Below are 20,784 nucleotides of genomic sequence, written 5' to 3' on the forward strand. Positions count from 1 at the left end.
TCAGAAGGTATATTTATATAAACGATAAGGGTCTTCAGCATCTGGGCTGATACGTGTCAGAAAGCCATGTTTTTGATAATAGGCTAAAGCGGTCTGGGTCGACTGTATTTCAAGCTGATGAATCTTTTTTCTGGCTAAAGAGACAGACATCTGCTGGATCAACTGAGTACCAAAACCCATGCGCTGGCAGTCAGCACTGACATAGTGCATCAGAATTTCACCGCGGTCACTTACCATTAAAAAGCCCACAACCCGGTCATGTAAAATATAGACCCAGCAATCGTTATACAGCATTTCAACGATCAGGTAGGCCTGGTTAAATTTTTCCAGCCAGGTCTGGATCACACTGTCTTCGCGTTGATGATCCAGCACACAAGATTGAATACTGTCATGAATGACCTGAATGATTTGCGGTATATCCTGAACCTTCCCTTCACGAATCATAATTTTATTCATTTACTCGACCATTTATAGGGAGGTTCCATTTGACGGCAAAGCCAATTGGAAAACCAAGAGCGTGATTGTGTCATTTTGGGATAAATTTGCTAAACAATGCCGTGCAAAAGCCGTTTTTTGTTGATAATTTGTCTCATTTATTTATCTTTTGCCTAAAGTCTGAACAGTTTAAATTAGATTAAGCATAGTAAGGCAGACGGTCTAAAGACTGCTATTAATATGAAGTGAAAAATTAGAAGAAAAGACTCTATAAAAATAGGCTTGTGATCGCTTTAAGAAGGCTAAGCCGAGAAGCCGCCTTTAGCTTCAAGTCACTCTCAAATGAATAAACGACATCTATCCCTAGAACCAGCCCGGTGAGATAATCCATGATGCTTAAATTTTTGCTGTTGTTTTGTCTGCTACTGATCTTTTATGCAGCCTGTCAGGTGGGCCTGAAGACTTATAAAATCCGTCATTATCGCAAGAGCAAAGCATCAAACACAGCCACAGCGTTGGCTGCCGTTCCTCTCTCCAATTACGTCAGGCAGGAAATGGTTCATGTGGTAGAAGCCCATGAACAGGAATTGTTCGATGATGTCGCCAGTTTACTGTTTCAGCAGAAAACAGATCTTCAGGATCCGGCTCAGGCTGAACAGTTGCAACAAAGGCTGTTCTATAAAATGCCGGGACGGACCACTACACATATTCGTCGTCTGGACTTGGGAGAATGGTCAATTTACTGGAATTTCTATGGCCAGTCTCTGGAGTATTATGTGGGCTGCTATGGCATTTTTTATACGCATGTTGACCGCTTCGGGCAAGAACATAAGCTGGAGATTGCTAAAAACTTGTCACATTCGCATTGTATCTGATATCTATCAGCAATCAGGCCCCAGATCAAAACAATCTTCAGGCTGCATATTTCTGCTGATGTAAGTGTTTAAAGGTGTTCAATGCTTCATCCCAGATTTTTTCTGCGCCCTGACGGAAATATCCCATATGGCCAATCTCCCGAAGGCCATAATCTGCTGCGCGAATATCAATATAGGATTTTTTAGCTTGAGCGTAGTGCTGTATAAAGGCATGCCTTGAAGCGGGTAAGGCCCAGGCATCGTCCAGAGCGGCAATGGCATAAATCCGGGTTTGAACCTTGGCATACTGGTCATGCAATGCTTTTAAGTTAGGGTCAGCAAAAAAATAAGTCGGATTTTTACACCATTTGCGCCACTCACGATACACATCATAGGGCAGGTCTGCGCCCATTTTTAGAAGACTCCATGGCAGATAGCCACTAACAGCCACCATCGGTGGAAAAATAATATTCCAGATCACCTGAACTTTGATTTTTTCCTTAAAAGGCATATAGCCATGCCAGCCTGCACCCGTACCAAAACAGTAGAGCGCTTCTACCCGGTCATGATATTTACTCAGCCCCAGAGCCTGCCCCCCATAGGAATGCCCAATCATATAAATGTCCAGACCGGTTTTGCTTAAATACTCAATCGCAGCGGTCAGATCATAACGGCCCCAGTCCAGATAGGACATTTTAAAGTTTTTGAGCGTTTTGGGTGCTGAAGCTGCAATGCCACGATAGTCAAAAGTCAATACCTGAAAACCGGCCGCGGTCGCATATTCAGCAAAGCGCCGATAGAACGCTTGCGGAACACCGGTGGCGCAGGCCACCACGATATTGGCCAGAGCGGGCATTTCTGTCTGGTAAAGCTTGCCACTTAAGGTGTAGCCGTCCTCCGCCAGAAATTGCACGGTTCGGGTCTGATTTTTTCCTTGTGTCATACTAAGTTCCTTTTATTTTCAGCGATCACGATAAGAATCATTTATAGTAGTTTTAAGCAGATCCGCCCAGAGATGTCAAAACTCTACAGTCGTTTGCAAGAGCTGTTGCATCGAAACCGTTACATAAGCCCAAGTGTCTTGTAAGGCGCTGTTTAAACTCAAGGATGCCGGATGTTGATTGACTTTTATTATAAGCAGTTGAATCACTTCCTTCAGCTTGCAGTCCGGATTGAAGCGAATCCCGAAAAATATTTACAGTTTGATTCGGTGTCTGAGTTCTATCAATCCGCTTGGTTACATGAATTTCCTCGAGGTACACACTGGTATGTGAGTGGTCTGGATGATGGTGCCGAGGAATTTGATGTGGTCATTTATTACCGGGATGCCTGTCTTCAGCTCAGCTGCGGTGCAGAGGTATCAGCAAAGCTCATCCGGAAACATTGACCAGATTGTCATTTTTTACCCGCAATCGAGTAATGACATCTGCCTTGGAATTGAATTAAATAGCTGCTCTATTGAGGGTTTTCCCTTACCTGATTCAAGACAAGCCCATCCTTCAAGCAATAAAAATAAGGAAAATTTGTATGGCACACCAGTTCACTGTAACAGCAATCATTCAGGGTATTTCAATTGATGACTTTAAACGTCTGGCCGCAGATATTCGGATGCATGAAGCGGTCTGTCACCGCATCCCTGCACAGAATATGGAAATTCTAGTCTCTGAAAAGCAGGGCCAGATCTATACTTTAAAACGTGCCTATAATCTGGATGTTAAAATTCCAGATATGGCGAAAAAACTGTTAAAAGATGCCTTTCGCTTGCAGCGCACCGATGTAAGTAATCTGGAAGAAATGACTTCAATTGTAGAATTAGGTGCAAATTTGCCGATTGAAGCGAAATGTCAGCGTGTGGTGACAGGTGATGAGGCACAGATCCAGTTTCAGCTGGATTGGAGCGTTAAAGTTAAAGTGCCTTTGTTGGGCAATATACTGGAAAAGCATGCTGAAGGAGAAATCCGTAAATTTAGCGAGATTGAAATCAATATTGTTGAAGATGAGCTGCGTAAGAATCTGTCAGCTTGATTTTTGATGTTTCGGTCTTTCAATATTTGATAAAAAGAGCCTGATAAGCAGGCTCTTTTTATAGCCTTTATCCTATTTTTTCAAATTTTCTTTGATAAATTACAGCACTTAAGAGGGTTACCAGACAGATCGCCCAGATATAGTACATGGCGCCAATATTGCTATATAGACTCAGCCATTGAACCAGCGGCAAGGTGATTCCTCCGGCAATTGCATAGGCAAGGTTATAGGAAAATGAAATGCCACTAAACCGGATCTGGGCCGGGAACATTTTGACCATACTGTAGGAGACGATGCCCACGGTGCCTGAACTCAGGCCGAGCAGCATATACAGCATAAACACCGTCGAAGCCTCTACATGCCCCAGACTATGATAGAAAATACCTGCCATCAGCGCGACAAATAAAGCGCCAAGCAACATGATTTTACCTGCGCCGAAACGGTCTACCAGCATGCCTGCCAGAATACAGCCTAGCATTTGCATGACAATTGCCGCACTTTGCATTTTAAAGGCATCGGCCCGTTCAAAACCAAAACCAGCCACCAACAAGTTCGGCATGGCTAAAATCAGTACCACCACGCAGCCGGTCAGGAACCAAGTAAACAGCATGCCCAGAACTACACCGGTTTTATGCTGGGCAAGTACCTGTTTCACAGGCAGCTCTTTGGCCAGTTCCTGTTTAGCCTGCATGGCCTGAAAGACAGGCGTCTCTTTAAGATAACTGCGTAAGTACAGCGCCACAAAGCCAAAAATACCGCCTAAAATAAACGGAATGCGCCATGCCCATTGCTTGATTTCAGTTTCGCTAAATTGCAGGGAAATGAACAGTGACATGAGGGCACCGAGTAAAATACCTAAGGACAGACCCGCCGTCAGAACGCCATTGGCAATACCAATCCGGCGTTCCGGAACATGTTCCGAAACAAAGGTCCAGGCTGCCGGAATTTCTCCACCAATCGCGATGCCTTGCATGACTCGCATCAGTAATAACAGCAAAGGGGCGGCATAACCGATACTTTCGAAGGTCGGCATGATCCCGATCATCAGGGTAGGTAGAGCCATCAGCAGAATAGACAAGCTGAACAGGCGTTTACGCCCGATTAGGTCGCCAAAATGCGCCATGACCACGCCCCCTAGCGGGCGGAAAAAATAACCTGCAGCAAAGATGCCATAAGTGTTCAGCATGGCCCAGAATGGACTTAAAGTACTGGGGAAAAACAGTTCAGAAATCAGTTTGGCGTAAAATACATAAATGACAAAGTCATAAAACTCGAGTGCGCCGCCCAAAGAGGAGAGTCCAAGGGTGCGTTTGTCAGCACGGGTGAGTTTGGAATGAGCAACCATACTTGAGTTCCGCTAATAAATAATCCTAGATGATTGATTTTAAAGAATGCTTTTTTAATTGAATAATCAAACTTTCTTTGTTTGATTTTAACTAAAAGTTATCAGATTTCATTTTTATTCAATTATTTGGAATATATAAATGTCTAGACTGAAATTTGGGTACTTTCTCTTGAATCCGTCAGCGGTCTCTAGCTAAAAATAGCCTTAAGAAACAGAAAAAAGATTGAAATGTTTCAATGAAAAGAAAAGCTGAGCAAATAAGGCATGAAATGAAGGAAATAGAGACTTTTGACAAGTTTTATAACGAAGCTTGAGAAAGCTTTGGCTGCATGAGCAAGCACAAAGTATTGCTTTGTTTAAAGCGCAAGAGGACGAGTATATTTTTGCTGTTATCTCAATCTCGTGATGAGTCCTTTATTTAGAATGGCTCATTGGGCTGCCTGATGGCTTATATCCGCTAAAAACTCTTGCGAGATATCTCTCACGTGGCAAACATAGACGAAATGTCAACAGCCCCTTATCGTCCCCCTACAAATTCACATTATCCAGCTGCGCTGTATATGCAACCGGTGAACTCAATCCATCCGGAAAATGGAAATGGCAGCCCAGGTCTTGGAAGCAGATTACTTAAGTGTGCTGGACACCAGAGGGCAAATGGTATGAGACCAACAGAGCAGGCTGCGTTATTTTACTTTAGCAGGCAGTGAAGTCATGCGGGTATTTCGCGATTTTCCAGCTCAGATCGTGCAGCATACAATTATCATCTGCATAGGAGCTTGTGGATAGACAGACATTAGGGGGTAGCCGGTGCCTGAATCGCGGTGCCATAAGCAAAGACTTCGACCATGCCGCCCTGCATGCCGAGTTCGGTGGTACTTAGCCGAATCCCCATAATCTGCTGTGCACCCATTTTCTCAGCCTCAAGTTTTAAACGCACGATTGCCTCACGTCGAGCCCGTTCAACCACGCTTTCATAACTGGTCAAACGTCCTCCCAAGAAATTCTGAATATTGGCAATAGCATATTTAAAATAGTCATGTGAAATCACCACATTGCTGCTGATCATTTGGCCTGAAAAATTTGAAGGGATAAAGCGGCTGTTATTGACCGCAATATAAGCCAGGCGCTGTTCCTGTTCTGCCAGATATTGCAGATGTTTACGCTCATTGTAGCGGCCAAAGCCAAACCCCACACTGAACAGAATCACGAAAATGGTGATCTGAAGAATTAAACCGTCCATGATTTAAGCGGCCGGAGGGAAGGGGTCAGGAAGTTTGGTCGTATGGGATTCGACGACCACAGCAGTACCATATACAAACAGTTCCGATGCACCCTGGGCAATATTTGAAGTCGAGAAGCGGATGCCTACAATTGCATTCGCACCCAGTGCGCGGGCCTTTTCAATCATACGATTCATGGCTTCCTGACGGGACTCTTCCAGCAGTTCAGTATAGGCTGTGAGTTCACCACCGACAATATTTTTCAGACCCGCCAGCAGGTCACGTCCTACATGTTTACTTCGTACTGTACTGCCATATACCACATCAATTTGACGGTTAATGGTATGGCCCGGAACGGTTTCTAAATTACTGAGCAGCATTTTTGTGATATTCAAATGAAAATAGGATGGCTGTGAAGATAGGAAATTGAGGATTAAAAAGCAATAAAAAAGCCTGCATTGCGCAGGCTTTTTTATTATAACTTTAAAATTTACTGATCACTGTTTGCCGCTTTACGTTCAGCAGTTGATGGCTGCTGTAATGTAGCATCAGCGGTATTGGCTTTAAGGCCGCCACCTAAACTCTTGTACAGCTCTACCTGATTGTTCAGGTTGGCTTGTTCAAGCAGCAATAGGCCTTGCTCTGCTGCATAAGAGGCACGCTGTGCATCCAGTACAGTCAGATAGTTGTCAATTCCGGCACGGAAACGGGCTTCAGACAAGCGGTAAGTGGTATTGGTGGCTTCAACCAGACGGCGCTGAGCCGCAATTCGGTCACCAATATTCTGACGTACAGCAAGTGCATCGTTCACTTCACGGAAGGCAGTCTGGATCGACTTTTCGTAATCAGCCAGTGCAATCTGCTGATCCGTTTCAGAAATCTTGATGTTTGCCTGACGAGTGCCCCAGTCAAAGATTGGAATATCCAAGCTTGGACCTATTGCCCAGACAAAACTGCCCGACTTGAACAGATCACCCAGATCAGCCGATGCATAACCTGCTGAGCCGGTCAGACTGATGGTAGGGAACAAACGTGCACGTGCTGCGCCAATATTGGCACCTGCCGCAGACAGACGGTATTCTGCCGAGCGCACATCTGGACGGTTAATTAGCAGATCACTTGGCAGGCCTGCACCGATAGCCGTGTTGGAAGTGATACGTGTGATGTGTTTAGCCGGTAACAGGTTCGCCGGTACAGGCTGACCGACCAGCAGGTTTAACAGGTTTGTAGCCTGTGCCACCTGAGTGCGGTAATTGGCCACATCATTACGTGCTGTTTCAACCGAAATCTGTGCCTGACGCACTGGTAGTTCGCTGTCGATGCCAACATCAAAACGTTTCTTGTTCAGGTTAAATGATTCTAGCTGGGCTTTTAGAGTCTGTTCAGCCAGTGCCAGATTGGCATTGGCAAAGGAATAGCTGAGCCAGGCCTGTGCCACCTGACCAATCAGGGCAATTTGTGTGGCATCACGTGCACTTTGGGTGGCAAGGAAAGTATCCAGTGCATTGTCACGCAGGCTACGCACACGGCCCCAGAAATCCAGTTCATACGCAGTCACACCCAGACCGACATTATAAGTGGTACTCGGACCGCGACCTTGTGCACTGTTATTCAGGGTGTCCTGGCGCAGCACACTGCCACTGGCACCAATGGTCGGTAATTGGTTATTTTCAGTAATCTGGTATTGCTGCTGGGCGCGCTGGATGTTCAAGGTTGCCGTACGCAGATCACGGTTATTGGCCAGTGCCAGATCAAGTACCTGTAACAGGCGCTGATCTGCAAAAAAATCCTTATAACCCTGTTCTGCCACAGAAGTACCAGACGCATTGGTATAGCTACTTGGGATATTTGCCTGTGCAACCGGCTCTGGGCCACGCATGCTTTGACACGCGGTCAAAGCAAGCGCAAGGGCAGATACCGCAATGCTACGACCTGTAATAGACCATAGATTTTGCATTACGACTTGTACTCCTGATTTTGTTGTTTTGGTTTGTATTTAAAGATGCTTCGAATCCACACGTAGAATACAGGAATAAAGAAGATCCCTAAAAGGGTTGAGCTGATCACACCGCCCAGGACACCATAACCGACCGAGTGCTGGCTACCGGCACCGGCACCTGTAGAAAGTGCTAATGGCAGTACACCAAAACCGAAGGCCAGTGTAGTCATAATAATTGGACGTAAACGCATTTTTGCAGCATGCAGCGTGGCTTCAAACAGCTCTTCACCTTGTTCCTGCAATTCTTTGGCAAACTCTACAATCAAGATCGCATTTTTTGCAGACAGACCAATGACAGCAATCAGTGCAACCTGGAAGTAAATGTTATTTGAAAGGTTCGGATCTTTGAAAATAATCATTCCCAAGAAGGTCATTCCAACCGCACCAACGATACCCAGCGGGACTACCAGAAGTACCGAGAATGGAATCGACCAGCTTTCATATAACGCTGCCAGACAAAGGAATACAATCAGTAAAGACAGAGCCAGCAGGAATGGGGTTTGTGAACCTGCATCACGTTCTTCTAAAGATAAACCAGACCATTCATAGTCGAAACCTTGTAAGCCCTTTTCAGGAAGCTTGGCAATAATTTCTTCCATGGCCAGCATGGCATCACCCGAGCTGACACCCGGTGCAGGTGTACCCTGAATATTCATCGCAGATACGCCATTATAGCGCTCTAGACGCGGAGAACCATACGTCCATTCACCTGTCGCGAATGCCGAGAATGGCACCATTTCACCTTTGTTATTGCGCACATACCATTTGTTCAGGTCTTCCGGCATCATGCGTGAGTTGGCCTCACCCTGAACATAGACTTTCTTGACACGACCGCGGTCAATGAAGTCATTAATATATGAGCCGCCCCAGGCCATACCCATGGTGCTATTGATCTCAGCAATGCTGACACCCATGGCACCGGCTTGCGCCTGATCCACAGTAATGGTGTATTGAGGGTTATCCTCTTGGCCATTTGGACGTACGCCCATTAAGCGTGGATCTTGTGCAGCCATACCTAAAATGGTATTACGCGCCGCCAGCAGTTGATCGTGACTTTGACCAGCAGCCGCTTTTAACTGTAAGTCGAAGCCCGCACTTACGCCTAATTCAGGCATCGCAGGAAGCTGTAAAGGCATGATGTAAGAGGCATCTTTTACAATCATGTTTAAAGCCATACCACGTTTGATGATTGCACCCACCTGTGATTCGGCTGTGGTACGGTCTTTCCAGTCTTTTAACTGAATGAAGGCGAGACCAGCGTTTTGGCCCACCCCGGTAAATGAGAACCCAGCTACACTGAATACAGAATCAACATTGTCTTTTTCTTGCTCAAGGAAATACTGGGTCATCGTATTAATGGTGTTTTCAGTACGCTCAAGGGTCGCATTTGGTGGTAATTGCACCAAAGTCATCACCACCCCTTGGTCTTCATCTGGCAAGAATGAAGAAGGGAGTTGAACGAACAGATAAGCTAAAACAGCAATCACGGCACCGTAAAATACGCCTGAGAAAAGTTTCGCATGTGTCATGCGGTCAACACCGCGCTGGTATTTCACCGAGAGGCTGTCAAAACTTTTGTTAAACCAACGGAAGAAACGCGCGAAAATATTATTGCTTTCCGGCTTGTTCGGATCGTGTTGTTTTAACATGGTTGCACAAAGTGCAGGGGTAAAGGTTAAGGCCACCACCAGCGATAAAATCATCGCGGTCACCAGCGTGAGCGAGAACTGGCGATAAATCACCCCCGTCGTACCACTCATAAAGGCCATCGGTACGAATACCGCAGTCAATACCGAAGTAATACCGACTAAGGCACCAGAAATCTGCTGCATGGATTTTTCTGTCGCTGTGACTGGATCGAGGTGCTCTTCGACCATGACCCGTTCCACGTTTTCCACCACGACAATCGCGTCATCCACCAATAGACCAATGGCCAGAACCATGGCAAACATGGTCAAGGTGTTAATTGAGAAACCAAAGACATTAATAACTGCAAATGTACCCAAGACCACGACAGGCACAGCCATGGTTGGAATAATCGTTGCACGCCAGTTCTGTAAGAACAGGAACATTACCAGGAAGACGAGAATGATCGCTTCAATTAAGGTTTTCACCACACTCTTAATTGAAAGCTCAATAAATGGCGTAGTATCAAACGCAAGCTTGTCTTCCATGCCTGCCGGGTAGTTTTTACGCAGGTCAGTCAACAGGTCTTCAACAGCAGTGGCGGTATCCAGCGCATTTGCACCGGTTGCCAGCTTAATGGCCACACCACCTGCTGGTTTACCATTAAATTTAGACAAGAACTGATAGTTGTCTGCACCTAATTCTACCCGAGCCACATCACCCAGGCGGACTTGTGCACCGTTAGGCGCATTTTTCAGAAAGATGTTTTTAAACTCTTCCGGTGTCTGTAACAGACTTTGTGCATTTACTGTGGCGTTCAGCACTTGACCTTCAATAGAAGGAGCACCACCGAGCTGACCCACTGCGACCTGGGAGTTTTGTGTTCTAAGTGCTGCTGCAATATCACTTGGCGTAACTTGCAAGCTTGCCATTTTCGATGGATCCATCCAGATACGCATGGCATATGAACCACCAAATACCTGTACTTCACCCACACCTGCAACGCGGCTTAAAGGTTCAGCGATGTTCGAGTTGACATAGTCTTTAATATCATCGGCTGACATGCTGCTGTCTGGTGAATAGAAGGCAATAACTTGCAGGAAGCTTGCGCCAGACTTGGTTACTTTGACCCCTTGACGCTGTACGTCTTCAGGTAAAAGCGCAGTGGCTGATTGTAATTTGTTTTGTACCTGAACCTGTGCGATGTCTGCATCGATACCTTGTTCAAAGTTCAATGTAATTGAGGACTGGCCATTACCCGCACTGTTTGAAGAAATATAGCGCAGGCCATCCAGACCATTCATTTGCTGTTCAATGATCTGGGTCACTGTATTTTCAACAGTTTCTGCAGAGGCACCTGGATAAGTTGCAGCAATTGTTACGGTGGGGGGAGCAATGGTTGGATACTGGGCAATAGGCATATTGGTTAGGGTAAGAATACCGGCTAACATAATGACCAAGGAAATCACCCAGGCAAAAATGGGGCGATGAATAAAGAATTGAGCCATGAACTAGTACTCCTTATGCATTTGCAGCAGGTTTTTGTTCAGCTGGTTCTTTTCCATCTTCTGCCTTTTTCGCATCAGCTGTAGGGGCCTGAGTGCCTTGTGGAGCAGCAGCTTTTGGCTGATACGGTTTTACCACAACCTGTTGTTCAGGCTTAACTTTGGCAATACCATCTACAATGACTTTATCGCCAGTGTTCAAACCACTGGTTACAATCCAGTTTTGGCCTTGAATCCCTGCTGTTTCTACCGGACGAGCAACCACCTTGTTATCGGCACCAACCAGCATCGCCATGGCTTGGCCAGTTGGGGTACGGGTCAATGCGGCTTGTGGAATCAAGAAAGCATTCGGTACTTCACCTTGTACAATTTGCGCTGTAGCAAACATACCAGGAAGGAGCAAGTGATTCTTGTTCGGAAATACTGCACGTAGCGTAACGGTGCCTGTGTCAGGATTCACGCTGGCATCCGAGAATGCCAGACGGCCTTCAACCGGATAGATACTGCCATCTTCAAGTTTTAACTTGACTTTCGTATTATTCGAGCTGTTGAGGCTACCTTGACTCAGCTGCTGGCGTAAACGCAGCAGTTCTGCACTGGACTGGTTGATGTCTACATAGATGGGATCCAGACGCTGGATCGTGACCAGTGGTTCGGCCTGACTTGCAGTGACCAAGGCGCCCGCCGTCACGGATGAGCGGTTGGTCTGGCCCGAAATTGGTGCGCGTACAGTTGAATAGCCTAAATTGATTTCAGCATTACGCAAGGTCGCACGGTTGGCGTTCAAATCTGCTTCAGCGAGTTTGACCTGGGCTGCAATATCATCATATTCCTGTTTGGAAATAGCATTAGTGCCGACCAGCTGACGATAGCGGCTCTCTTTAACGCGCAGTACGCCTAGATTTGCTTCAGCGCGGGCAATCGCAGCACGTGCATTATCTACCGCAGTACGGTTGGTACTGGAGTCGATTTCATACAGGGCCTGACCTTCACGAACGTAGCTACCTTCAGTGAATAAGCGTTTAAGGATCACGCCACTGGTTTGTGGACGCACTTCTGAAATCTCAAATGCTGTTGTACGACCTGAGAGCTCTACAGATTGCTCGACGCTTTGGGGCTGTGCAACCAGCACGCCGACTTCAGCCGGTGGCATTTGTTGTTGAGCACCAGCTTGCTGGCCTTCACTCGGATCTTTGCTACAACCAACAAGTGCAAGACTTGTTGCTAATGCGCAAGCAGTCAGGGCGGGAGCCCAAAGCTTTGCAGACATCATTATTCCACCTCAATTAGATTTTTATCTAAATATTTTTTTATTTTAGAATCGTGCAATATCTGATCCACACCATATACCACAACGAAATCCAAATAAAACTTATACTCCAGCCGGATATGACATCTGAAGGAAAATGTACACCTAGGTAAACTCTTGAAATACCCATAATCAGCAGCCACCCTACGGCAATCATTATGATAATGGTATGTCGGGAATGTTGCCGATATATGTAAATTGCCAGACAGCTCAGACAGGCCGCATATAGACTATGGGCACTTGGAAAAGAGCTTCCAAAGCTTTCCACCAGATGAAAGGATGCTGGGGGGCGTGGTCGGGCAATCACGAATTTCAGTAGCCAGGCTAGAAGTATTCCTCCGATAACTCCGATACATATAAAAATTACGCTTGCATATTTTTTATACCACAGTAAGGAAATACACCATAGTGTGGATAAAAATAATACAAATGGCATGCCACCTATCACTGATAAGGACTGTGCAATCTGATTTAAAATCTGGGTGCGATACTCACTCAGCCATTGCATACTGAGCAGGTCAAGCCGGCTCAAAGCTGCAATATTTAAGAGTAAGACACTGAAAATTAAAAGCAAAATGCCGACAAAAAGTAACAAGTAAGGCATGCCGGAAATCCTTGTCCCTCTCACCGATAAAAGACCGGTTGATTGTCTGAACCAAAGTGTACTTGTCAGTACACTTTTTTTCAAGTGTGCGTATTTTATGCGAATTCCTTTTATTTATTAAGGAATTCTCTCTATAAAGCTCGGATAATTGTCGCAGTTTTAAGTTTTAGTCGATGTATGATTTTCGTCAATTTCAATCTCTTGCTTAGGTGGCCAGAAGAAATCGCTTGGCCGGGTCAGGAAGTGAGTCATCACTAATTTTGCGAGAGGTTTCCACTGTTCAAAACGAACCCGACGGGCACGTAAAGCCACAATAATCGTCAGGGTAAAGCTGACAAACAGGTTCGTCAGGCCAATCAGCAAAACCCCCAGAAAAGAAACGATGATCAGTCCAATATCCGGTCCATTAATACTGAGCAGACCCTGAATGAAGTTTGCTGCGGCAAAGGCAATATGACGGATGTCTAAAGGTAAACCGAGGATGAAACCGATGGTCCCCATACTGCCCAGCATGATCCCGAACAGAAAGTTACCCGCTAGTGCGCCAAGATTGCGCTCTATATAGTCAGCAAAGCGTTGCAGACGCTCGTGGCCCATCAGCTGAGACAAACGCACATGCGCTTTGAGACGTGGACCGACTTTGCGGTAGACGGCCATATTGTCAAAGTAACCGGCCAACAGCCCTGACAGGAACAGGCAAACCCCGGCAATGGCAGCATGAGGAATCGCCAGAGAAGTAAAAGGGTTCAGACTATGTAAAGTGGTGGTTGCTTTGGCATGGGTCAGCAGCGGTTCATGCAAGGCGACTTCCCACATCAGAGTAATCAGGGCGGCCACTGGAATGGCAATCGAGATATTTCCCAAAATTGCCACAAACTGGGTGCGGATAATATTCACGATCAGGGCGGCCAGCTCGGCGATTCGGGCCATTTTCGCGCCTTTGCGCTGCTGGACGGTGGTGGCTAGGGCGGCTGCGGTCATCGCGGGCTGTTTGGTCGCCACGGTAAAATGCAGCACATGGATCAGCATAAAACCTAAAGAATAGTTCATGCTATAGCTAAAAGCTTGCATCAGCGGTGCCATACTGACCCGGGCCATCAATATTTTGAGCGTTGCCATGATGGCAATGATGGCACCCGCACCAGCCGCTGACTTATACATGCCCAGAAAGCCTTGCTTGTCCGTACTGACATAATGCTCGCCGGTTTTGCTGGCATTTTCAGTGACTTGTAAGGCCAGTAATTCACTATTGGTTGCCAGCAAGGCACGGACACTGCGCTCGCTATAAATGGCTTCGGTAATATCTGCAATAAAAAGCCCAATAGACTGATAACGCAGGTCATCCTCATCCATGACCATGTTGAGTAAAATTTCAACGCGTTCCAGACACTGTTCCAGCAAGGCCAGCATATAGGTCAGGCTGACACTGACTCCAATCCGTTTAGTAGAACGGCGAATCTTGGCGACTACATCATGACATTGTTCCAACATCACCAGCGCTTGTGAGGCATCCGGGGGGGTAATCGAATCCACCAGCTTAACCGTGTTATAGCGTTTTTTATATTCCTGGATAAATTCGTTGATCTCACGGTTCTGTACCAGAAAAGGTGATTCATATTCCATGAGTTCAGGTTGGGCATTAATGAATTCTGGATGCAAGCCAATACCACTGATCCGGTAAGATAGAATAGTCAGGGCTTTGATGATTTCATCTTTAATACGGGTTTTTTCCTGCTGATTGGAATGTCCCTGATTCATGACCGAAAACAGTCGCTGCCAGTCGGCTTCATCAAAATAATCCAGCCAGTATTGATCAGTACGCAAATAAAAGATCTTGCGGAACAGTTCTTGCAGGTTTCGATGATCTGGAATGATCGGCAGTATATGCGCTCCAATCCGCTGGTTCAGCTGGTTCCAGAAACCGTCCAGCGACAGGATACCAGTATCGGAAAACAGGCTGGTCTGCTTGTAACGGTTAATAATTCTTAAGGTAAAGGTCTGTAAGGTCGATACTGCATTGGGAGTCAGTAACAGTGCGCGAATAAAGATATTAAACTTTGCTTCGATCTCTTCGGTATCTCTGCTGTCCTCTGGCCTTATACGCTCTACAAGCTGGATTAGCAGGTTTTCATCCAGTACCACCTGAGGTTGCTCAAGCTGGTACTGCATACTTTTAAAAAGATCAACAAAATTAATATGCATAGGCAGGAAAGGTCATTATTGAATACGGTTTAGCGCCAGTTTGGCCAGATTGATCAGGGCCTGACGATACTCTGAGTCAGGCAAGGCGTTCAAGGCTAAAATTGCAATTTCTGTTTCTTCAGTCGCACGCTGGCGGCAATAATCCAACGCTCCTGAACTGTTGACGATGCTAATCACCTGTGCCAAATGTTCGGTACCACCAGTGGCAATACTACGGCGAATAACTTCATGATCTTCGCCAGTGGTATTCTGCATGGCTGCAATCAGTGGTAGGGTCGGCTTGCCCTCCATCAGATCATCGCCAATGTTTTTGCCTAAGGTTTCAGCATCGGAAGTGTAATCCAGAATATCGTCAATAATTTGGAAGGCATTGCCAAAATGGCCGGCAAATTTCCGCAAAGGTTCACGAAATGCAGACTGACCAGCCAGAATGGCTGCTCCTTCGGTCGCCAGTTCAAACAGGCGGGAAGTCTTGCCGTGAATAATATCTAAATAGGTTTTTTCTGTGGTATCTGGCTGATGCTGAGACTGTAGTTGCAGGACTTCACCTTCTGCGATTTCACAGGTACCAGTCGAGAAATCCTTGAGCAGGACCATATTGTCCAGATCAACCAGCAGGTCAAAGGCGCGTGAAATCAGGAAGTCTCCAACCAGAACCGCGGTCTGGTTATCCCAGGTGGCATTGGCGGTCGGTCGGCCACGGCGCAGGCCAGATTCATCTACGACATCATCATGAACCAGCGTGGCGGTATGCAGCATTTCAATGATCGCAGCCAGTTTGCGGTGTTGTTCCAGGTTTTCTGCACCACAGGCTTTAGCTGCCAAAAGGCACATGATCGGGCGCATGCGTTTACCGCCAGCTTCCACCACATGTTTGCTAACCGCCATAACCAAAGCAACTTTTGAAGTAATCCCTTCATTAATAAATGTGTCCATCGCAGCAAAGTCGTTAGCCACTGGAGCGAGAATATCTTGCTTAAAGTCGATGGTCATTTCAAAGAAAACCTCTAATTCGGTAAATCGCAGCGCGTAGTTTAACAATTTATAACATGAGTGAAACATAAGAAATGCATAAACTCCACTACAAATCAGCTTTTATCATGCTTCTTTGAGTGGATCAGGCATTTTCGCCTAAAAATTTTTGCCTGACTTTGCATGTCTTTGAATTTTATAGGTTGGCTATATTACTTAAAATTGACTGTTTCTCGCTATCATTTTTTATTAGCTCATAGATGAGTAATTGATTTTATGAGCATAATTAAATTGTTAAAATTTTCAGTGAGTTTACATCGCACTATTTGCCTGAAATGGCTTGTTGTTTTCTTAAATATCCCTTAAAATCCTTGCCCTTGTGCAACCCCCAGTGGCGTTCGTTTTAAGATCGGTATATTCCTTTATCGGCACGACGACACGGGCATATTTGGAGTACATTATGTACGCAGTAATCCAAAGCGGTGGTAAACAGCACCGTGTAGTTGAGGGCGAAACCCTTAAAGTTGAATTATTGAAAGCTGAAACTGGTGCAACGATTACGTTTGACGACGTACTTATGCTTGTAAACGGTGAGAGCATTCAAATCGGTGCTCCAGTTGTAGCTGGCGCTAAAGTAACTGCAGAAGTGGTTAGCCATGGTCGTCACGACAAAATCCGTATTGTTAAAATGCGTCGTCGTAAGCACTACCGTAAGCAACAAGGTCACCGTCAATGGTTCACCGAGTTGAAAATTACTGGTATCTCAGGCTAATTACTAGGAGTAAATAGACATGGCAACTAAAAAAGCCGGTGGTTCGACTAAGAACGGTCGTGATTCGAATCCTAAGATGTTAGGTGTTAAAGTTTACGGTGGTCAAACTGTAACTGCAGGTAACATCATCGTTCGTCAACGTGGTACTGAATTCCATGCTGGTGTAAACGTAGGTATGGGCCGTGACCATACTTTATTTGCTACTGCTGATGGCGTAGTAAAATTCGAAGTGAAAGGCCAATTCGGTCGTCGCTACGTATCTGTTGAAGCTTAAGCTTTAATAGAAATAAAACCCGCAAATTTTGCGGGTTTTTTTATGTTAACTGAACTATTAAACACAGCTGAACTAACATTCAATAATTACCAGTTTACAAGAAAAATAACCCGTAATTTGAAACTATTCATGATAAAAGAGTTTTAAATACAGAATTAAACGTGATTTGAATTACCTGTTTTAAGGTGGGTAATTAAAAGCAAAAAGTATAAAAATAGAATAGGGATATGAATAAAATTTTGAAAAAACTTTGATCAAGGCTTGCTTCAAAGGTAATACACAGCCTACAGAGGTCGGTTTCAATATGCTGGGCTGAGTATCAGCGTTGAAACATGGGGGGGAAGTGAACAAGAGTGTCATCGGCTTGAGTGGTCTAACTGAAAACCATTAATATGTCTATAAACTGGTCACTATGATCAATTGGGTTATTTTGGCACGAGCTTTTCTGGGGATGATAAAAGAAATAGCGGCTAGACCCATAAACTAACGAGCATTTTAAGAAGCTCCGAAATGAGCAGGAGCTTCTTTGTGATTGTTAATTTTTCTTCATCATGATGAACAAAAAAATCAATTTCGAATTAATAACCATACAAAAATTCTTATTTTCTATCATTTTAGCTTTTTATTTTCGTTTAAGATGAGACATTGAATAAATTGCGCTGACGCAAATATAAGGGTGAAATTATGCAAATGCTTCGTAAAACCGTATGTGCGATGGCCTTGGGTGCAGTCACTTTAGGGCCGGTCATGAGTACAACCGTGTTTGCTGCGCCAGTAGCGGCTTCGGAGCAACAGGCCACTACCAGCCTGATCAAACAGCTGAACCATATCCGTAGTCTGACTGCAAACTTTGAGCAGACCACCAAGCTGACCGCTCCTAAAACCACCCAGAATAAAGGGCTGACCGCGCAGCATATGAATCAGACCTTTAAAGGGGTAATGAAGGTAGAACGTCCGGGTAAATTCTATTGGGAAACGTCAAGCCCATCGAAACAGACCATTGCGACCACGGGTAAAACCGTCTGGATTTATGACCCCGACCTGCAACAAGCAGTACGTCAGAGTCTGGATGAACAGGTAGCAAACACGCCTGCATTATTATTGTCCGGTAATACCAGTCAGATCATGCAGTCTTATCGTGTGACCCAGCCGAACAAAGGCAAGACTTATTATACGCTGTATCCCAAAAATACCGATGGTGTCTTTGAAAGTCTGACCATCAGTTTTGGCGCGAATAAAGCACCTACTCTGATGATTTTACAGGACTCTTTAGGACAGACGACCCATATCCGCTTTAATAATGTAAAAGTGAATAGCAGTATTCCGGCCTCCACCTTTAACTTTACCCCGCCAAAGGGAACGGACATTATTGATCAATAAGCTGGATGAATAAATACAGTTAAAAGCAACCTACGGGTTGCTTTTTTGATATGTACAGTGCAATTTGAAAGCAGCCATATTTTAGAGAGATAGAAGAATTTGGCTTGAAATAGGTGACAAGCGCTGAAGGATAAGGAGCCTGGGATGAAGCAATATCCATTTTATATCCTACGCTGGCTGTCAATCAGCAGTGTCTTCATGCTGGGTTTATACGGTTGCCAGCCTGGATCTCAAAATAAGGCACAAAAAGACGAGATACAAATTGAGGCCAAAACAGTACCTGTTCAGGAGGCTGCTCCGATGGTCTGTGACAAAGAAGGCTGTGTCCGCTTTGATCTATCTACCGTAGACACCCATATCCCGTGGATTGACCAATATTTTATCGAGCGGATCAAACGTACTGAACCGGTTGCCTTTAGTCCGCTGGTATCTGCTCAGGCTCAATCCAGACTTATAGACCAGCGCAGGATTCGGGTCAGTTATGTGGGGCAGCAGGGGCCGATTGCTACCTTTGTGCTGGAAAGCAGCCATCTGGCCAAAGCTTCTGGTCGGCGTATTCAGCATCAGGAATATATCAATTTAGATCTGGAGCATAAAAAGCGTCTGGCTTTGCATGAGATCATGTTGACTACGCGAGAGGCAGAACTCATGAATGTTGTAGATCTGCAATATCCAAACAAATTAAAGAAAGGAAAAGTTAAACAGTCACAGCTTAAGTTGAGTGATAATTATTATCTGGATCGGCAGGGACTGGTACTGGTTTATCCGCAGAGTGAGTTGAGTCTGGGCGCCCAGGGAGTGCTGGAATTAAAAGTGCCTTATTCACAGTTAAACGGTATTCTTCAGCCACGATATTTGCCAGCTGTGTCCAAAGAGCGCCCTTAAATATTGCTCTAATAACCCCCAGCTATTGGCTTGATCACTGTATTTTTTAACGTTAAAAGCTTACACTATAGCCAGTTTTTTTCTTATCCAAAGATTGGTTATGATCGACCCAAAATTAGTCAGAAATAATATTGAGGCTGTAAATCTAGCCTTGGCAAAACGTGGCGTGCAACTGAATGTAGAAGAGTGGGCTGCACTGGAAGCCCGCCGTAAAGAGATTCAGTCCAAAACTGAATCCTTGCAAGCTGAGCGTAATGCGGGTGCCAAGCAAGTGGGTCAGATCAAAAAAGCAGGCGGTGACGCTTCTGAGATCATGACCCGTATGGCGGCGATTGGTGATGAAATCAAGGCGGCTGAAATTGCGCTGGCTGAGCTGCAAGCTGAACTCGAAGAAAAGTCCCTGTCTATTCCAAACCTGCCGGATGAATCCGTGCCTGAAGGTAAGGATGAAAATGACAACGTAGAAGTCCTGACTTGGGGTACACCACGCGCCTTCGACTTTGAAATCAAAGACCATACTGACCTTGGTGAAATGATGGGCGGTCTGGAATTTGAAACAGCGACCAAATTAACCGGTTCACGTTTTAGTGTATTAAAAGGACCATTGGCGCGTCTGCAACGTGCGCTGACCCAGTTTATGCTGGATACGCATACCCTGCAAAATGGTTATACCGAAGCCTATGTTCCGTATCTGGTCAATGCGGATTCCCTGCGTGGTACAGGCCAGTTGCCAAAATTTGAAGAAGACTTATTTAAGCTGCAAGGTGAAAAAGAATTTTATCTGATTCCGACTGCTGAAGTGCCAGTGACCAACTTTGTACGTGATGAAATCATTGATGCAGAACGTCTGCCCCTGAAATATGCAGCGCATACGCCATGTTTCCGTAGTGAGGCAGGTTCTTATGGCCGCGATACCCGTGGTCTGATCCGTCAGCACCAATTCGACAAAGTAGAAATGGTGCAGATCGTAAAACCTGAAACCTCTATGCAGGCTTTGGAAGAGCTAACCGGTCATGCAGAAGGTATTTTACAAGCCTTAGGTCTGCCATACCGTAAAATCATCCTGTGTGGGGGCGATATGGGGTTTGGTGCAACCAAGACCTATGACCTGGAGGTCTGGGTGCCAAGCCAAAATACTTACCGTGAAATTTCATCATGTTCAAATATGGGAGATTTCCAGGCACGCCGTATGAAAGCGCGTTACCGTGCTGACCAGAAAAAAACTGAATTTGTGCATACCTTGAATGGTTCAGGTCTGGCTGTGGGTCGTACCTTGCTGGCGGTTATGGAAAACTATCAGCGTGCTGATGGTTCAATCGAGATTCCGGAAGTATTGCGCCCATATATGGGTGGGGTAAGCTATATCGACTAAGGTCG

The 20,784-nt window shown here is 45.5% G+C and carries 19 protein-coding genes; 8 read left to right on the plus strand and 11 right to left on the minus strand.

What is annotated here, in order from left to right:
• Window positions 1-444 (minus strand): GNAT family N-acetyltransferase, encoded by a 444-nt coding sequence (locus tag E2K74_RS00305; protein ID WP_151205964.1) that lies wholly within the window; start codon window positions 442-444, stop codon window positions 1-3.
• 383 nt (window positions 445-827) lie between these two features.
• Between E2K74_RS00305 and E2K74_RS00310 the strand changes: the two genes are divergently transcribed.
• Window positions 828-1,310 carry a hypothetical protein gene (locus E2K74_RS00310; protein WP_151205965.1) on the plus strand — a complete coding sequence of 161 codons (483 nt, stop codon included), beginning with the start codon at window positions 828-830 and terminating at the stop codon, window positions 1,308-1,310.
• 37 nt (window positions 1,311-1,347) lie between these two features.
• On the opposite strand, the gene E2K74_RS00315 is transcribed toward E2K74_RS00310, so the two are convergent.
• Window positions 1,348-2,232, minus strand: a complete 885-nt coding sequence (locus E2K74_RS00315) for an alpha/beta fold hydrolase (RefSeq protein ID WP_151205809.1) — start codon at window positions 2,230-2,232, stop codon at window positions 1,348-1,350.
• A 171-nt stretch (window positions 2,233-2,403) separates the two neighbouring features.
• Here E2K74_RS00315 and E2K74_RS00320 point away from each other — a divergent pair, with 171 nt between their 5' ends.
• Both E2K74_RS00320 and E2K74_RS00325 read left to right on the plus strand, forming a co-directional pair.
• Entirely contained in the window at window positions 2,404-2,676 is a 273-nt protein-coding gene (locus E2K74_RS00320; protein WP_151205810.1) for a hypothetical protein, read from the plus strand.
• A 140-nt stretch (window positions 2,677-2,816) separates the two neighbouring features.
• Window positions 2,817-3,314 (plus strand): DUF2505 family protein, encoded by a 498-nt coding sequence (locus E2K74_RS00325; RefSeq protein ID WP_151205811.1) that lies wholly within the window; start codon window positions 2,817-2,819, stop codon window positions 3,312-3,314.
• 67 nt (window positions 3,315-3,381) lie between these two features.
• Here E2K74_RS00325 and E2K74_RS00330 read toward each other — a convergent pair whose 3' ends face one another.
• From E2K74_RS00330 to sdsA, 9 genes are all read right to left on the minus strand, one after another.
• Window positions 3,382-4,659, minus strand: coding sequence for an MFS transporter (locus E2K74_RS00330; RefSeq protein ID WP_151205812.1), 1,278 nt, complete (start codon window positions 4,657-4,659; stop codon window positions 3,382-3,384).
• A gap of 793 nt (window positions 4,660-5,452) precedes the next feature.
• Window positions 5,453-5,899, minus strand: a complete 447-nt coding sequence (locus E2K74_RS00335) for a YbjQ family protein (protein ID WP_151205813.1) — start codon at window positions 5,897-5,899, stop codon at window positions 5,453-5,455.
• Between the two features lie 3 nt (window positions 5,900-5,902).
• A complete protein-coding gene (locus E2K74_RS00340) occupies window positions 5,903-6,259 on the minus strand; it encodes a YbjQ family protein (RefSeq protein ID WP_151204278.1) in 357 nt (118 codons plus the stop codon).
• A 110-nt stretch (window positions 6,260-6,369) separates the two neighbouring features.
• Window positions 6,370-7,836 (minus strand): multidrug efflux RND transporter AdeIJK outer membrane channel subunit AdeK, encoded by a 1,467-nt coding sequence (gene adeK / locus E2K74_RS00345; protein WP_151205814.1) that lies wholly within the window; start codon window positions 7,834-7,836, stop codon window positions 6,370-6,372.
• Window positions 7,836-11,012 (minus strand): efflux RND transporter permease subunit, encoded by a 3,177-nt coding sequence (locus E2K74_RS00350; protein WP_151204280.1) that lies wholly within the window; start codon window positions 11,010-11,012, stop codon window positions 7,836-7,838. The genes adeK and E2K74_RS00350 overlap by 1 nt, the downstream gene beginning before the upstream one ends.
• 13 nt (window positions 11,013-11,025) lie before the next feature.
• Window positions 11,026-12,282 carry an efflux RND transporter periplasmic adaptor subunit gene (locus E2K74_RS00355; protein ID WP_151205815.1) on the minus strand — a complete coding sequence of 419 codons (1,257 nt, stop codon included), beginning with the start codon at window positions 12,280-12,282 and terminating at the stop codon, window positions 11,026-11,028.
• 37 nt (window positions 12,283-12,319) lie between these two features.
• Entirely contained in the window at window positions 12,320-12,922 is a 603-nt protein-coding gene (locus E2K74_RS00360) for a phosphatase PAP2 family protein (protein WP_151205816.1), read from the minus strand.
• Between the two features lie 159 nt (window positions 12,923-13,081).
• The gene (locus E2K74_RS00365; RefSeq protein ID WP_151205817.1) at window positions 13,082-15,124 is read right to left on the minus strand and encodes a site-specific recombinase; all 2,043 of its coding nucleotides are present in this window, start codon (window positions 15,122-15,124) and stop codon (window positions 13,082-13,084) included.
• A 15-nt stretch (window positions 15,125-15,139) separates the two neighbouring features.
• Window positions 15,140-16,117, minus strand: a complete 978-nt coding sequence (gene sdsA, locus E2K74_RS00370) for an All-trans-nonaprenyl-diphosphate synthase (protein WP_151205818.1) — start codon at window positions 16,115-16,117, stop codon at window positions 15,140-15,142.
• Window positions 16,118-16,556: 439 nt separating this feature from the next.
• Here sdsA and rplU point away from each other — a divergent pair, with 439 nt between their 5' ends.
• The 5 genes from rplU (at window position 16,557) to serS (ending at window position 20,779) form a co-directional block, all read left to right on the plus strand.
• Complete coding sequence (gene rplU / locus E2K74_RS00375) at window positions 16,557-16,868, plus strand: 50S ribosomal protein L21 (RefSeq protein WP_151205530.1); 312 nt, start codon at window positions 16,557-16,559, stop codon at window positions 16,866-16,868.
• Between the two features lie 19 nt (window positions 16,869-16,887).
• Window positions 16,888-17,142: a 50S ribosomal protein L27 gene (gene rpmA, locus E2K74_RS00380; RefSeq protein ID WP_004814861.1), complete on the plus strand. Its 255-nt coding sequence runs from the start codon at window positions 16,888-16,890 to the stop codon at window positions 17,140-17,142.
• A gap of 684 nt (window positions 17,143-17,826) precedes the next feature.
• The gene (lolA, locus tag E2K74_RS00385; RefSeq protein WP_151205819.1) at window positions 17,827-18,522 is read left to right on the plus strand and encodes an outer membrane lipoprotein chaperone LolA; all 696 of its coding nucleotides are present in this window, start codon (window positions 17,827-17,829) and stop codon (window positions 18,520-18,522) included.
• A 144-nt stretch (window positions 18,523-18,666) separates the two neighbouring features.
• Window positions 18,667-19,407: an RsiV family protein gene (locus tag E2K74_RS00390; RefSeq protein WP_151205820.1), complete on the plus strand. Its 741-nt coding sequence runs from the start codon at window positions 18,667-18,669 to the stop codon at window positions 19,405-19,407.
• 100 nt (window positions 19,408-19,507) lie between these two features.
• Window positions 19,508-20,779, plus strand: a complete 1,272-nt coding sequence (gene serS, locus E2K74_RS00395) for a serine--tRNA ligase (RefSeq protein WP_151205821.1) — start codon at window positions 19,508-19,510, stop codon at window positions 20,777-20,779.
• Window positions 20,780-20,784: the final 5 nt, after the last annotated feature.

Origin of the sequence: Acinetobacter sp. RF15B (assembly GCF_007558235.1) — a bacterium.
Taxonomy (GTDB): Bacteria; Pseudomonadota; Gammaproteobacteria; order Pseudomonadales; family Moraxellaceae; genus Acinetobacter; species Acinetobacter lwoffii_C.

Coding starts and splice junctions, on each gene's coding strand:
- E2K74_RS00305 (WP_151205964.1), bottom strand. CDS start 444: ATGATTCGTGAAGGGAAGGTTCAGGATATACCGCAAATCATTCAGGTC.
- E2K74_RS00310 (WP_151205965.1), top strand. CDS start 828: ATGCTTAAATTTTTGCTGTTGTTTTGTCTGCTACTGATCTTTTATGCA.
- E2K74_RS00315 (WP_151205809.1), bottom strand. CDS start 2,232: ATGACACAAGGAAAAAATCAGACCCGAACCGTGCAATTTCTGGCGGAG.
- E2K74_RS00320 (WP_151205810.1), top strand. CDS start 2,404: ATGTTGATTGACTTTTATTATAAGCAGTTGAATCACTTCCTTCAGCTT.
- E2K74_RS00325 (WP_151205811.1), top strand. CDS start 2,817: ATGGCACACCAGTTCACTGTAACAGCAATCATTCAGGGTATTTCAATT.
- E2K74_RS00330 (WP_151205812.1), bottom strand. CDS start 4,659: ATGGTTGCTCATTCCAAACTCACCCGTGCTGACAAACGCACCCTTGGA.
- E2K74_RS00335 (WP_151205813.1), bottom strand. CDS start 5,899: ATGGACGGTTTAATTCTTCAGATCACCATTTTCGTGATTCTGTTCAGT.
- E2K74_RS00340 (WP_151204278.1), bottom strand. CDS start 6,259: ATGCTGCTCAGTAATTTAGAAACCGTTCCGGGCCATACCATTAACCGT.
- adeK (WP_151205814.1), bottom strand. CDS start 7,836: ATGCAAAATCTATGGTCTATTACAGGTCGTAGCATTGCGGTATCTGCC.
- E2K74_RS00350 (WP_151204280.1), bottom strand. CDS start 11,012: ATGGCTCAATTCTTTATTCATCGCCCCATTTTTGCCTGGGTGATTTCC.
- E2K74_RS00355 (WP_151205815.1), bottom strand. CDS start 12,282: ATGATGTCTGCAAAGCTTTGGGCTCCCGCCCTGACTGCTTGCGCATTA.
- E2K74_RS00360 (WP_151205816.1), bottom strand. CDS start 12,922: ATGCCTTACTTGTTACTTTTTGTCGGCATTTTGCTTTTAATTTTCAGT.
- E2K74_RS00365 (WP_151205817.1), bottom strand. CDS start 15,124: ATGCATATTAATTTTGTTGATCTTTTTAAAAGTATGCAGTACCAGCTT.
- sdsA (WP_151205818.1), bottom strand. CDS start 16,117: ATGACCATCGACTTTAAGCAAGATATTCTCGCTCCAGTGGCTAACGAC.
- rplU (WP_151205530.1), top strand. CDS start 16,557: ATGTACGCAGTAATCCAAAGCGGTGGTAAACAGCACCGTGTAGTTGAG.
- rpmA (WP_004814861.1), top strand. CDS start 16,888: ATGGCAACTAAAAAAGCCGGTGGTTCGACTAAGAACGGTCGTGATTCG.
- lolA (WP_151205819.1), top strand. CDS start 17,827: ATGCAAATGCTTCGTAAAACCGTATGTGCGATGGCCTTGGGTGCAGTC.
- E2K74_RS00390 (WP_151205820.1), top strand. CDS start 18,667: ATGAAGCAATATCCATTTTATATCCTACGCTGGCTGTCAATCAGCAGT.
- serS (WP_151205821.1), top strand. CDS start 19,508: ATGATCGACCCAAAATTAGTCAGAAATAATATTGAGGCTGTAAATCTA.